This is a genomic window from Microvenator marinus, assembly GCF_007993755.1.
GTDB classification, from domain to species: Bacteria; Myxococcota_A; Bradymonadia; order Bradymonadales; family Bradymonadaceae; genus Allomicrovenator; species Allomicrovenator marinus.
Genome location: NZ_CP042467.1, coordinates 791,780 through 805,474 on the forward strand (window position 1 = coordinate 791,780; position 13,695 = coordinate 805,474).

General features: G+C 55.9%; 9 protein-coding genes. 3 read left to right on the forward strand and 6 right to left on the reverse strand.

Features of this window, described 5'->3' with window-relative positions; all coding sequences use genetic code 11:
- Positions 1–7: 7 nt before the first annotated feature.
- From FRD01_RS24145 to FRD01_RS03375, 3 genes are read right to left on the reverse strand one after another with little or no spacing between them, the layout of a single operon-like run.
- Positions 8–1,633 carry a hypothetical protein gene (locus FRD01_RS24145; protein ID WP_249755966.1) on the reverse strand — a complete coding sequence of 542 codons (1,626 nt, stop codon included), beginning with the start codon at positions 1,631–1,633 and terminating at the stop codon, positions 8–10.
- A 57-nt stretch (positions 1,634–1,690) separates the two neighbouring features.
- Positions 1,691–4,993, reverse strand: coding sequence for an AAA family ATPase (locus FRD01_RS03370; RefSeq protein WP_146957643.1), 3,303 nt, complete (start codon positions 4,991–4,993; stop codon positions 1,691–1,693).
- A 12-nt stretch (positions 4,994–5,005) separates the two neighbouring features.
- On the reverse strand, positions 5,006–6,208 hold the full coding sequence (locus FRD01_RS03375) for an exonuclease SbcCD subunit D (protein WP_146957645.1): 1,203 nt from the start codon (positions 6,206–6,208) through the stop codon (positions 5,006–5,008).
- A 106-nt stretch (positions 6,209–6,314) separates the two neighbouring features.
- On the opposite strand from FRD01_RS03375, the gene FRD01_RS03380 reads away from it, so the two are divergent.
- A complete protein-coding gene (locus FRD01_RS03380) occupies positions 6,315–7,886 on the forward strand; it encodes an AbgT family transporter (RefSeq protein WP_146957647.1) in 1,572 nt (523 codons plus the stop codon).
- An 11-nt stretch (positions 7,887–7,897) separates the two neighbouring features.
- On the opposite strand, the gene FRD01_RS03385 is transcribed toward FRD01_RS03380, so the two are convergent.
- The 3 genes from FRD01_RS03385 to FRD01_RS03395 form a co-directional block, all read right to left on the reverse strand.
- Entirely contained in the window at positions 7,898–8,911 is a 1,014-nt protein-coding gene (locus FRD01_RS03385; protein WP_146957649.1) for a nucleotidyltransferase family protein, read from the reverse strand.
- A gap of 72 nt (positions 8,912–8,983) precedes the next feature.
- The gene (locus FRD01_RS03390) at positions 8,984–9,751 is read right to left on the reverse strand and encodes a PspA/IM30 family protein (protein WP_146957651.1); all 768 of its coding nucleotides are present in this window, start codon (positions 9,749–9,751) and stop codon (positions 8,984–8,986) included.
- A gap of 69 nt (positions 9,752–9,820) precedes the next feature.
- Positions 9,821–10,216, reverse strand: a complete 396-nt coding sequence (locus FRD01_RS03395) for a YbjN domain-containing protein (RefSeq protein WP_146957653.1) — start codon at positions 10,214–10,216, stop codon at positions 9,821–9,823.
- A gap of 173 nt (positions 10,217–10,389) precedes the next feature.
- Between FRD01_RS03395 and FRD01_RS03400 the strand changes: the two genes are divergently transcribed.
- Complete coding sequence (locus FRD01_RS03400; protein WP_146957654.1) at positions 10,390–11,679, forward strand: cyclic nucleotide-binding domain-containing protein; 1,290 nt, start codon at positions 10,390–10,392, stop codon at positions 11,677–11,679.
- A 99-nt stretch (positions 11,680–11,778) separates the two neighbouring features.
- Positions 11,779–13,647: a S8 family serine peptidase gene (locus FRD01_RS03405; RefSeq protein ID WP_146957656.1), complete on the forward strand. Its 1,869-nt coding sequence runs from the start codon at positions 11,779–11,781 to the stop codon at positions 13,645–13,647.
- The last annotated feature ends 48 nt before the right edge of the window (positions 13,648–13,695 follow it).

A 13,695-nucleotide genomic window follows, 5' to 3' on the forward strand; every position in this document is an offset into this window, starting at 1 on the left:
CCGAGGCTTATTGAGCGATGCGAACAGACTCGGCGAATCCGTCAGCTCCTCTTCCATCCGCACTCGCGGCGGATCCACCAACACCGGCTTCACCCTGAGTCACCATGGTATTGATGGGTTGAACACTCAGCGCGCGGTTTGAGAAAAGCCCGATCGATGGTCCACCAGCGCCACCGCCGCCCTCGCCTCCACGGCCACCAGTCCCACCTCGACCTCCTGCGCCGCCGTTTCCGCTGTTTTCCTCTTTGTTGCCGCCACTTCCTCCGTCGCCACCTGTTCCGCCTTGACCTCCCCCACCACCGGAACCTCCGGCACCTCCAGCACCGCCGTAGATCTGACAATTTCGGATCGTGATATCGCTTTCCAAGAGCATCACCGCCACAGAAGCACCTCCATGACCTCCGCCCTCTCCACCGGCACCACCACAGCCGCCGCTACCACCACCGCCTCCGGCACCGCCCCAGGAATCACAACCGATTGCTTCCGAGCCACCACCACCTCCGCCGCCGCCACCACCGCCTTTACCAGGGGCACCGGCTTCGCCAGGTTGACCACTTTCACCTAGCCATTGCCAACCGTTGAACTGTCCTCCCGAACCTCCCCCCGCTCCCGGCGCACCACTGCTCCCCGATGGGCCATCTTGCCCCTTAAACCCTGCCGTGCTCTGACCACCCCCATTTCCACCTTCGCCGCCACTATCGGGCGCTCGCTGACCACTCTGGCCGCTCGATGAGCCCTTTCCAGACCTTCCTCCAGCGCCGCCTCGGCCAACATCGGAACCACACGCTGGCTCAGCGCCCGGACCTACACTCGGAGCATCGCTTGCATCTTGATTCTTGCAGAAACCGAGGGTACCCGAATCCGGAGGCGCATTTTCCCCGTTGCTGCCACGATTCCCAGTGGTTCCGGTTGCCCCCGTATCTCCAGATGCTCCATCACCTCCACGGCCACCCGTGACCCGCAAATTCTGAAGAATCAGGCCCGTACTTCCTTCCACCAAGATGCCCACTGCCGTCTGACCTGGCTCCCCGGTCCCTCCTTCCACCGTCAAGTCCATCACAAGAGTTCGGGACGAAATATTCGTAGCTCGAATCGACGGATTGCCACCGCGAATGGTGGTCTTCGCACGTCCATCTCGGCGCCAGCCAAAGCCATAGCCGCCCGCCAGATTCACGCCGTCGACCAGTTCAAAACCGCCATCGTAGAGACTCTCTTCCACGAGCACCCACGTCTTTCCGGTAGCAGCGGCTTCTTCGATGGCGGCTCCAACACTGGCTTTCGGCAAAGACTTTGTGCCCGGATTCGCATCATCACCGTAAGTGGCTACAAAAACACTTTGCGATTCGTCACCGTCGATACCATCACAATTCGCGTCAAAAAACGAAGGGTCTGGCTCATCCAACTGGTCTGGAGAGCACTCCCCCATTTCCTCTTGAGGGCCCATATCTTCCCCCGGAAAGACCACGTTATTGGTGATTCCGGTGTTCCCGTCGTCTGGACCGGTAGTTTGGGTGCCCGAATCTGATTCCGAGTTATTCGATTGAAGCAGCGGCGGATCATCGCCTCCGCAGGCGCTTATGCCAAATACCGCCAAGAGTGTGAGGACTCGCCACATCGCCGAGCAATCGTTCATTAGTCATCCGATTCAATCAGTTCTCTTTAGAGTCGCAAAAGCCCGCGCGCGGGTCAATCATTTGACGACGGAGATTTTGGAGCGCCCAAAGCCTTGAGGCTCAACACGAATCTGAACCGGAATCATTTCCTTAAGCGACTCTACGTGACTGATGAGCGCAATCTGGCGTGCACTCTGCGCCTCGAGGCGCTTCAGAGTCGAGACCGCAACACGCAAGGACTCCTGATCGAGTGTCCCAAAGCCCTCGTCCAAAAGAAGGATTTCCACAGGGAAGTCGATGCTCCGAAACTCGGAAAGCCCAAGCGCAAGCGATAGACTCACTAGGAATGACTCGCCGCCCGAGAGCGTGGTCAACGGGCGAATCCTAGAGGCCTGGTACTTGTCGAGCACGTCGAACTGAAGTGTCGGGAGGCCGTCACGCTCAGCCACGACCAGCTCAAAACGAGGGTGGAGGTAGCGCAGATGGCGATTCGCCCGCTCGACGAGTCCACGCAAGTTCAACGTCTGAGCAAACTCGCGGAACTTCGCACCCTCATTGGTTCCGATGAGATTCGCGATTCGCACCCAAAGCTGGTCACGCTTACGAGTTTCCTCAAGAACATCGTGCATCTGAGACAGCTTTTCGCGCATTCGATCGTCACTCTCAGCGCGCTCTTTCAGGCGCCCAAGTTCAACACCAAGCTCGTCGTAGCGTTGGTTCAACGCCGAAACCCGCTCCTCAAGCAAAGTCCTACCCTCATCACTTGTTTGCACCTCACCCAGGGGCTCTAGTTCAGACCGGATTAGGCGCGCCCGCTCCTCAAGCTGAGTTCCGGTAGATTCGACCTCTCGGATCTGAGCTTCGAGTTGGCTTCGCACCTCTTGGGAAAGTACTCGGCTAAGCACCTCGTCCTCACTCAGCTCTAATCGGCTGAGCTCCTCTCTCAGGGTCGACGAAACCCGGTCCAAATCTTGGCGAGCATTCTCGATTTGCGACGCAAGTGAGACAGCCTCCCCTACCCACTGCGCCTCGACCTGAGCTGATTTTGAAAGCTCTTCGGTCCACTTCCTGACCTCCCTCTTTGCCGCCGAAATCGCCGACTCATGCCATGCCTGCCGCGCACTACCCGCGAGAGGAATTCCGTCTTCTATCTCCGAGATTTCCCATTTCTGTGAAAGCTCCTGAAGCGGCTGAACGTACTCGAGCCACCTCGCCTCAACCTCCTCCGCCTTCTTCCGGGCATCTTCCAAGCTGCGTCGCGCATTGACCAAATCTCGCTCGAGAAGCCTAACCTCTTCCTTCAACTCGGGACGTTTCAAGTTCTCAAGCTCCTTCTCGAGATCCGCAACCTGGGCATTAAGCTTTCGGACCCGGCTCAGAAGTTCTCGCTTCTCCTCATTTCGGGCCACCAAGGCCTCTTCTTCGGCCTTCAACACGCTTTGGTCGCGAAGCCTGTACTCTTCCAAGGGTTGGAATCCGGCATCGATCAGTGCCTTGGAAAAGTGGCGCGTGGCATCTTCTAACTCTTGAGTGATGCCCAACAAACGAGACTCGCTGTGTTCTTTTGAGGTTTTTAGTCCCGTGAGACGGTTTCTTAGCAAATCCAAAGAGCGCTTCTTCTTGTCTAGCTCAAACTTCGTCTCCTCTAGTTCGCGCGTCTTAGTCAAGATCTCCGCGTCGCCCTTCTCGTCGATCTCCCTGACTTCTTCCGACTCAAGATAAGGGTGAAGCGGAGAGCCACAAAGCGGACACGGCTCACCCATGGCGAGTTCTCGACGCCATTTGGATAGCGAGAGGATCTCGCGCACATGAGTCACCGCTGCATCCCTTGCCTCCAAGAGCGACCCAAGCAACTCTAGATTCTCCTGAACGGCCGAGATTTCCTTCTCAACATTCGAGATCTCAGCCGAGGTCGAATCCAATTGCCCCCGTCTATCCTCTCGTTCCGATTTAAATCGCTCGATCTGACTGAAGTGTGAGGACGCCGCTCGTATCGAGTTCAGCTTCTTGTCTAGTGCGACCAGTTCATCCTGGATCTTTGATTCGAAATCTTCCGAAGCGCCCTCGATCAGCGTCTTCAGTTTCTCCCGTGAGCGCTCAATTTTCTTGGTCAACGGTTGAATGGCTTCTTCGTTTTCGGCGACGAGACTTTGCCGCTCCTCCAAGAGTCTCGAGGTCTCCTCGACTTTGGCCCTAACCAAGTCTAGACCCTCGCGGCGCTCCCTGAGCACACCGAGAAGCCCTTTTGCCCTGGCCTCTAACGCCAGCGCATCCTCTAGCTGAGCTTGCTCAGCACCAATCTTAGCCTCCGCTGCGCCTAGCCCACCTCGAGCCTGCTTTTCCTGACGTCTAAGCTCCTGCCATGTGCCAAAGATTCTATCCCAGAGCTCTTGATGTCGCTCTACCCTTTCGCCCAGCCCCTGCATAGATGCCGCCGCGCGGTTCCTCGAGACCACCAACTCAGCGGCGTCTCGCACCGTTGAATCATCTTTCAACCGTTTGCGTTCAATGTTCGCGCGCTCGTGCTCGAGCTTCCAAAGGTTCTGATCTTTCTCAACCTGAACAAGGTCACTCTTGAGCTTTTGAGCACGTTTTAGAACCTCAAGTTCTTCCTGAGCCTTCTCGGCGCTCTCCTTGGCCTCCTGCAGCCCTGCTACCAATGACCCAATCTCTTTGTTCAACTCTTCGCGAGCCTCCTGACCTAGGACGGACACGCCTTCGGCACGTCTCTCAAGGTCTCTCAGCTCGTTCTCGGCATCACGACGCCGCTGGGCCGCACGCGCCCCGATCTTTTGATAGATCTCGGTGCTCGTGACCCTTTCAAGAATACTCGCCTTTTCCGAATCACTGGCCTTCAGGAACGCCGCAAAATCGCCCTGTGCGAGCAAGATACTGCGCTTGAAGTCCTCCACACTCAGACCGCGAAGAGCACGGTCGAACTCAGGCTGGTAGAGCTTCACCCGATGGTCAGAGACCAAGAGTTTTTGCGCCCCAGCCTCAATTTTGACTAGCGAACGCTCAGGGCGCTGCGGCTTGCCATCGGGATTGTCTCGAGCTCGGCGCATAGACCACGCCGCCACGTAGCGCTCTCGACGTCCATCGTGGGCAATCATACTGAACTCGAGCTCTACAAAACACTCCGCCTCACCGATGGACATCACGTGGTCGACGTCGTGCTCAGCGTGTCCCGTTCGCCTATCGAGCCGTGGTGTTTGTCCGAAGAGTGCCAGGCAAATCGCGTCCAGAATCGTGGACTTTCCAGCCCCCGTTGGACCCACGATCAGGAATAACGCAGCCCCAGGAATGTCGGCGTCAAAGTCGATGACGTGTTCGCCATACAAGGCATTGAGATTCTTGATACGAAGCTTGTGAAATCGCATGAATTTTCAGCGTCAGTCCGCTGCTCCATCAGTTTGAATTTCACTCAAGAGCTCACGAAAAGCAGCCAACTCCAATGGCCCAGGAGGCTCCTGATACTGAGCCTTCCAGTTCATCACAAAGACTTCCTCTGGCGTGTAGGAATCGAGTCCTCGCGGGTCGAAGGCCTCCTCTTCCTCAACCTGCACCTCAAGCACTTTGCGCCTGAACGATGCAATTCGCGGAGTTGCGTCGGGGAACTCGACACTCAAGATGCGCTGAAAAAAGTCTGGGCCAATCCCTTCGCCATCAAGCTCCATATAGAGATAGGGCGGGAGCTCACACTCCCAAACCAGATTCTCCACCACGTCTCTCAATTCTTCTGCCGTCCCCTCGATCACCCACAAATCGCGCCATCGTGGGACCTCGACCCGCTTAACCGTTCCGTTCTCCCAAAGCATCACGTACCTCGGAGAAAACGCCTCGGTAATCGCGGTCGGAACCGGCGTGCCCGAATACCAAACATGCGGCGCAGGCGCATGACACCTGTGTATATGACCCAGCGCCACATACTCCCACGCCTGCCCAAAAATATCCGCGCTCAGCCCCGAGATCATCATCGCTTGATGCAGAGGTGTTTGGTAATCACCCTCCTCGCTCGGCTTGTCGCCAACACATGTCAAATGCCCGGTTGCGATCATCCGAGCATCGGGCCACCTCTCGCGCGCGCTGTCCGCGCACGACATGTAAATCTCGCGAAAGCGTTGATTGTACTCATCCCGAATCTGCGCGGCATCCTTATCCGTCGTGACAATCCCGAGCTTGGACTCCGAGATATACGGAATCGCGGCCACAACCAAACTCTCTTCTCCCCGCTCCACATGGATCAAACACTCTTCCAAGTTCTCGGGAAGGTTCCCCACCACATGCACATTGAGATTCTTGAGTAGGGCCTGCGGAGCATCGAGACGAGACGGTGAATCATGATTACCGGCAACCACCACCACATCCAGGCCCGGGATTGCTGAACTTCGAGCCAAGAACTCGAAGAACTGCGCCTGTGCCGCGGCCGATGGCTGCGTGTAGTGAAACACATCTCCCGAAATCACCAGCACATCTACTCGCTCTTCGGTCAATTGACCTAGAAGCCAGTCCAGAAAGAGTTGGTGCTCCTCGTGCCGAGGCGCCGTGTCAGCGCTTACTCCAAGATGCCAGTCCGATGTGTGCAGTACTCTCATGCAGGGCCGTATATCGCATCGTGGAGTTTGTGCACAGCCGCGTTGCGCCGGCTCCAAGTCTCTGTTATCGCTCCCCACACAATTTTTTCAATGTCTAAGGAATCTTATGTCTTCCAAGGCACCCTCCCAAAACATCGTAGTTCGAGCGCTTGAGCGTCTCGGCGATTTTGGTAATAAACTTCCCGATCCACTTACGCTCTTCGTGATCTTCACGGGTCTAGTCGTGCTCGCGTCCATGGTATTCCAAGGGCTGAGCGCGGACATGGTCCAGCGAACCGGCGAAGTCAAAACCATGACTGTCGTCAGCCTCTTGAGTGCCGAGGGCATCAAGTGGATGTTCCTCAACGTGGTGGACAATTTCGTGGGGTTTGCACCGCTCGGGCCTGTATTGACCGTGATGATCGGCATCGGGATCGCCGAGAAGACTGGATTTTTCGCGATGGGCCTTCGGCTTCTCGTGAGCTCTGTGCCAGCCTCTTTGATTACGGCAACCCTCGTGTTTGCGAGTGTCATGAGCTCCATGACCGCAGACGCGGGTTATATCGTGCTGACGCCGTTAGGCGCTTTGCTCTTCGCGGGCATGGGAAGGCACCCACTAGCAGGATTGGCTGCCGCTTACGCCGGCGTTTCGGGCGGCTACAGCGCTAACCTTCTGATCACGGGTCTTGACCCGATGCTTGCAAAACTCACCCAACAAGCAGCGCAAACCATCGACCCCTCGTACTCGGTGAATGCCACCTGCAACTACTATTTCATGGTGGTGTCCACGGTGCTAATCACGGTGATCGGAACCGTTATCACCACACGAATTGTCGAGCCCATGCTTGGCGAGTGGGAGCGCCCGAAGTCGCTGGACATGAACACCGATGAACCTGACGACGAACACAAAAGAGCGTTCAAGCTCGCGTCTGGGGTCGCCCTTTTGGTCGCCGGTGCACTCTCCCTGCTCGCGCTCATTCCCTCTTCGCCGCTTCGCCAGCCCGTTGCAGAAGGCATGCCCGCAATCGAAGCTTATGCGCCCTTCTTCGACTCCATCGAGATCCTCATCACAATCCTCTTCATTTTCCCTGCGATTGTGTACGGCTACCTGACTCGCCAGATTCGCAACGACAAAGACGTCGCCGCAATGGCCGGCGAAGCCATGGGAACCATGGGCGCCTATATCGTGCTCGCGTTCGTGGCTGGGCAGTTCGTTGCTTATTTCAACTGGACCAACCTCGGCTCCGTGACCGCTGTCAAAGGCGCTGAATTTTTGCGCGATATTGGCCTCACCGGCCTCCCGCTACTACTCGGCTTTCTGGTGGTCTCCTCCCTTATGAACATGTTGGTGGGCAGCGCTTCAGCCAAATGGGCCTTCATGGCACCGATTTTCATCCCCATGTTGATGCAAGCTGGAATGGCTGGCAATGGCTCAGGTTTTAGCCCCGAGCTCGTTCAGGCCACCTACCGCGTAGGTGACTCAGTGACCAATATCATCACGCCCCTGATGCCCTACCTCCCAATCATCATCGTCTTTGCCCAGAGATACGATCCCAAGGCGGGTATGGGCACCATACTTGCAGCCATGGTCCCCTACTCGATCGCGCTCGGAATCGGTTGGACCATCATGATCTTCATTTGGTACACGCTTGGCCTCCCACTTGGACCTGGCGCACCGATCTTCTACCCGGCGCCTTAAGGCCTTCTGCCCTAAGAAGGAATCGAAACCACCTTTCCAGCAACGGCAAGGCAGTCTTCCCATTCGCCTTCAATCCGGCCCATTCCGTAGAGAATCGCGTTCTTGACCTTTGCGCCGGACGCAACCTCTACACCATCCATGACAACGTAAGGGCCAACAAACGCTTTGGCCTCGGTTTTGACGTTCATGCCGAAAAAGAGAGGACCACTCACTTTGGACTCACCAGAGATATCCTCCTGGCGCAAGATATGGAGCTTATCTCCAATCGCCTCACCGAGAGGCGCCAATCCAAAGACTTCGGGGGCGTCCAAAACCGCTTTAGTGGCGTCGAAGATCAGCCTTGGATTGTCGAGAGCAGCCCAAAAACCGCCTTCGGCCACCGAGAATCCAATGGCCTCATCGGCCTGAACCATCGGCCCATAGAGCTCATCCACCACATCACTCGGCTCAAGCTCCAGACGGCTGATCGCACGATGGCTCAGAATATGAACCCCCGTGAACTCGTACTCCGTCAATCCAGATGCGCCCGGACGCCGATAGTCCCGAATCCCCGCAATGCCCTTACCCTGCCCAACAAATACTCGCCCCGGTTGACCTTCGGTCTTCGCGCGGATGACCAGTGTCACGTCGGCGCCAGATGCATGATGCGCCTCGATATGAGGGGCGAGTTCGATATCGCTCACCGAATCCCCATTCAACACCGCAAGCGTCCCCTCTGGCTCACCGAGCGCCTCCCAAATCCCTCGGATACCTCCGCCGGTTCCCAAGATTTCCCACTCTCGCGAGTAAACCGGCTTAACGCCCAGTACCAGAGCCAGTTTGTCCACCACGGGTGGAACTAGATCCGCCAGATGATGAAGATTCAGACCGACCCTCTCGATGCCCGCACTTCGAAGGTTCTGAAGTGGGTACGCCACGATGGGTGTGTTCAGAAATGGCACTAAGGGCTTGGGCACAACCTCCGTAATGGGTTTGAGACGCGTTCCAAAACCTGCGCAAAGGATCCCGCCAAAGACTTCAGGCATCTTTTCCTCCGAATTCACAAAAAAAGAGCCCCCGAATCTCGGAGGCTCATTCCAGAACAAGAGCCGCTAGGGCTAGAAATCTTCAGTGTCCCAGGTGCCACGACCCGCAGGAACCGACTGCTTCTTCTCTTGCTTCTCTTCAAACTCAAACTTCTGCTCGGCTTGTTGGCCCATGCCCATCTTGGCCTTCAAGGCCATCAGAGCTTCGTCGGCACCATGATCCACTTCGAGGTCCTCAAACTTCGACGCGAGATTATCGCCGGACATGCCCTCTGCAAGCTCAGCAGACGCCTCAGCTTCTGCTTCCATTTGCTCGATCTTCTGCGACATGCGGTCGAAGGTATCGAAGGCCGACGTGTCATTCAGACCAGACATCGTCTCTTGAATGGTCTTCTGAGCTTCGGCGCGCTTCTGACGAGCGATGAGGAGGTTCTTACGACGCTTCGCCTCCTCGATCTTATTGTTGAGTTGACGCAACGAGTCGCGAAGCTTGTCTGAAGCAGCCTTCTGCGCCTCCCAGTGAGCCTGAAACTCGGATGCCAGCTTGTCGTGTTCGGTCTTGCGTTGAAGAGCCTCACGCGCGAGGTCATCTCGGCCAGCGCGAACCGCCATCATCGCCTTCTTCTCCCACTCCCTCGCCATGTGCAATTCGTTATCAAGCTGCTTCTTGAGCCGCTTTTCATCTGCAATTGCGACCGCAACCTGCTTCTTGGCTTCGATCAATTGCTCCTTCATATCGAGGATCAGCTGGTTAAGGATTTTCTCAGGATCCTCTGCCTTGCTGACCAGATCGTTGATATTTGCTTTAAGGAGCGTGCCGATACGATTGAAAAGACCCATCTCGTGTCTCCGCTTTGTCCATTAGTGGACTTAAGTTCTAATTGCTTTTCCGATGTTCAACAAATTGCGTCAGTTACCGCTTGGGTTAAACCCACTCAAATCCGAATAATGTTCCCGAACCGCAAACGCGATGGCGTCTATTGAAGCTTGAAACTCATTATAGTCGAGATTCTCGCTCTGAAGCGAGTCAACGATGACCACCGAATCATCCTCAAGCGCGTACGCGCCTGCCACCATTGCTGACGCATTTAGATGGAGCAGATGTCGGAAAAGTTCTTCACGCTGGTCGCCTTCGGGCACATCCATAAGCTTCACGCGGAACGTAATCACAGGCGGAGTGTGGACCACCACGATATTATCTACTGCGTCACTTTCGTCATGGATGATCCAAAATCCGTCCTTGACGCGCTCAAACGGTAATTGCGTTTCGATCAGATAAGCTTCGATCTGGTCATTCGTCGTCATGCATACTCCCTTTGCCCGGACAATTCGGTCGATTAAGGTTGAAACCCGGGAATCTTAGGGGTCACCTTCTCGCTGTGTCAAGCGAAGCTCAACTGAGATTCTAACGTTGGCAGCACCTGTACTTTGGCGTAAGGTCTTTCGACTAGTCCCGGTCTGAATCTTCTGGAGCTCGAATGGAGCCAAGCAAGCTCTCTCAATTGATGTCGGCTATCAACGATGCCGTCGATCAAGATGACCACGAGGTCGCCCTTCGTATCATTCTCGCCAACTTTTCGCGCTTTGACGATAACGTCCCATTGCGCGAACGCGTTGCCCTCATACTTGCGCAACAAGGCAGAAAGCGAGAGGCAGTCGACATCTATCAGGCTGTTGCCCGGCATTTCGCAAACGCCGGTCATCCCATGCGAGCCATCGCGGCCGCCCGGCAGATGCTCGCCCTGAATCCAGACACGCCAGTCGTGCTCGACCATATCGCGACCCTCTACAATATTCGAAGCCCGTTCATATCGTCGGAAGTCACGAGAGTGCCGCTTCCGGAACCTCGCGAATCACTCGACCTTCAAGGTCGATCATGTGATGTGCCTGACGATGAACTCTTGGACCGAGCTTCCGAACTTGCGAGTACGCGTACTGGACTTCTTTCACAGCCCGGTGGCCTTCCGTCGGTTCCGCTTCTGAGTTTGTTGCCGCAAGAGGCCCTCAGGCGAGTCCTCGACCTTATCGAATATAATGTCTACGACCGGACGCAACGCATCGTTGAGAAAGACAAACGAAGCGTGGACCTCGTTTGGACGGTCTCAGACGAGCTCATCGTGAAGGCCGAGACCGGGATTTTCTATCTCCAACCCAACGATCTTATCGGACTCGCTTGCCAGGGAAGCTCTGGACGGCCTTCTGAAGTGGACGTTTTTGCTCAAACGGGCTCAGAGATTCTGAGACTGACCGAGGCAGCGATTCAAACGCTGAGCGTTCAATTTGGAGATTTCCAGAACCGAATTGCAACGCTTCGCCGGCACGCCATGACAGAACATATCCTGGCGCGCCACCCCATGTTTAATGGGCTCTCCGATGAGACCCGTGCTGGGATCATGGACTCGTTCACCGGACTGCGACTCAAGAAAGGCGATTCGCTCATCATTCAAGGTGTCCCTAGCCCTGGCCTCTTCATCGTGCTCGACGGCAAGGTCGATGTCGTCCGCAAAGACGACGAATGGGAAATCACCATCGCTACACTCAAGAGCGGTGAGATTTTCGGCGAGATCGGACTTGTGGCCGACACACCTGCTGTGGCTGGGTGTGTGGTGTCGGAGTCAGGTCACGTCATCCATCTTCCGCGAGCCGATTTCGAGGCCCTGAGCCTCAAGCACCCCTCCATGGCGCAATACACCTCAAACATTGCTGCCGAACGCTTACACGACAATTCGCACTCGTTGAACGCGTCCGACCTCTCAGAAGTCGACTGAAATCAAAAAAATTTGGTTCCGGGGAATGCAACGTGCCTCAAGATTCGTTACACTTGATGTAAAGAGGCGATTTACGCCGACTCTCGCAAAGAGGACAACATGACGAAAATCCAACGCACACTAGGGCTCAGCCTGGGAATCGGAACACTCCTCCTCGCGTCGCACGCTCACGCGGTGACTCCGGTGGACCGCTTTCAAGAGTGTATCGGCACAAGCCAGACCACCACAGATAACGCCATTCCTCATAACCCAGCCCACGCCACTTTCGGAGTTCAGATCTCCGATACGGAACCTCGTTGGGATGAAGTCATTCTAGATTTCGACGACGATGTCTCGCACGAAGAAGCCGTGGCTTTTGCAAAGTCGTGGGGTCTAGATGCGGACCTTAACAGCCCCACTTCTGACGCCCCGAACATCTACGTGGCTAAAGTCGAGGAAGGCGCGGTTCCGTTTATTCGAGACTGCCTGAGTTCAAACTCAATCCTTGAAGGGGTGGAAGAAAATATCGAGTATCAGACCTTTGGAGCCCCAAACGATCCCCTTTATCAGTTCCAGTGGAACTTTAAGCAGGTGAATGCTGAGAGCGCATGGAAGATGGCGACGGGCAAAGGTGTCGTCGTGGCCGTGATCGATACAGGTGTTGCCGCCGAAGACGATAAGGCCAAGAACATTATTGCGGCAAAAGACCTCGCGGATACAGCTTTCGTCAAAGGCTACGACTTCGTCGACAAAGACGATTTTGCTTGGGACGGACACGGACACGGAACACACGTGGCCGGTACCATCGCCCAAAGCACCAACAACAAGTACGGGGTCGCAGGGCTCGCGTACAACTCCAAGATCATGCCGCTCCGCGTGCTAAACAGTCGTGGATTCGGTCAAGTCGCAGACATCGCTGACTCGATTCGATTCGCAGCAGATAACGGCGCCAAAGTCATCAACATGAGCCTTGGCGGACCACTTCCGAGCCTCGTAATGAAAGCGTCGATCGAACACGCCCACAAGAAGGGTGTGACCATCATCGCTGCCGCTGGAAACGCCGGGAAACGCTCACCTAGCTACCCTGCTGCCTACGATAAGGTCGTAGCCGTCGCGGCCACGCAATTCGACCAGCACACTACCTTCTACTCTCAATGGGGTCCTTATGTGGACGTCGCTGCGCCAGGTGGAAATACTCGCATCGACCAGAACAAAGACGGGCGCCCAGATGGCGTGATGCAAGAGACGCTCAAAGACGGAAACACAGCCGTCCATGACTTTGCCCTCTACATGGGAACGTCGATGGCATCACCACACGTAGCCGCGATCGCGGCGCTGATCATCGAACAAGGCGTGACGCACCCCGACAAAGTCGAAAAAATCCTGAAGCAGAGTGCGGATGAGTCTCAAAAGAAGCGCTACTCCAACCCAAAAGAGTTTGAAGAGCGCTACGGCGCAGGCATCGTGCAAGCTGATGCGGCGGTCAAAGCAGCCGTCACCGAACAAGGTTCGACCCGTTTTGGTGCTGGCCTATTGCTCGCCCTCTTGGCCTTCGCAGGAGTGCGACGAAAGGACATGCTTGGAATCGCCCCGAAAGCGAGCCCACTCTTCTTCACAGGACTTGTCGCAGCTTCAAGTGGACTCTTCTTCTTGCCTTTGATCGCTGGAGACCTCTCATGGACCGCATGGTTCTCAAGACCGCTTGCGGAGCTCGACATGATGCTCCTCGGCGTTGGGTTCCACCAGACCCCGATTTTTGCGAGTGCGTTGCTTCCTCTCGGCGCAGCAGCGTTCCTTAATGGCTCGAAGACACTTCGCGCGCTGAGTGCTGGCTTGGCCATCGGTATGGCGGGATTCCTGCTCGCCGAGTCGTTCATTCTGACTTCCGATGTACTTTGGATTCCTGGCGCGGGCATGCTTGACAGAGTTTGGCTTGCAGCCAACGGCCTCTTCGCCTTTGCAATCGGTTACCTGACGCTCAAGCGCTAAAAAATTGTCCTAGTCCCAGCGCGTGATATTGCTTTTATGTCGGGCAAC

Bases quoted from the DNA above. Each gene is read 5' to 3' on its own strand.
- FRD01_RS03385 (WP_146957649.1), bottom strand. From the start codon at position 8,911: ATGCCTGAAGTCTTTGGCGGGATCCTTTGCGCAGGTTTTGGAACGCGT.
- FRD01_RS03375 (WP_146957645.1), bottom strand. From the start codon at position 6,208: ATGAGAGTACTGCACACATCGGACTGGCATCTTGGAGTAAGCGCTGAC.
- FRD01_RS03405 (WP_146957656.1), top strand. From the start codon at position 11,779: ATGACGAAAATCCAACGCACACTAGGGCTCAGCCTGGGAATCGGAACA.
- FRD01_RS03390 (WP_146957651.1), bottom strand. From the start codon at position 9,751: ATGGGTCTTTTCAATCGTATCGGCACGCTCCTTAAAGCAAATATCAAC.
- FRD01_RS03395 (WP_146957653.1), bottom strand. From the start codon at position 10,216: ATGACGACGAATGACCAGATCGAAGCTTATCTGATCGAAACGCAATTA.
- FRD01_RS03400 (WP_146957654.1), top strand. From the start codon at position 10,390: ATGGAGCCAAGCAAGCTCTCTCAATTGATGTCGGCTATCAACGATGCC.
- FRD01_RS03380 (WP_146957647.1), top strand. From the start codon at position 6,315: ATGTCTTCCAAGGCACCCTCCCAAAACATCGTAGTTCGAGCGCTTGAG.
- FRD01_RS24145 (WP_249755966.1), bottom strand. From the start codon at position 1,633: ATGAACGATTGCTCGGCGATGTGGCGAGTCCTCACACTCTTGGCGGTA.
- FRD01_RS03370 (WP_146957643.1), bottom strand. From the start codon at position 4,993: ATGCGATTTCACAAGCTTCGTATCAAGAATCTCAATGCCTTGTATGGC.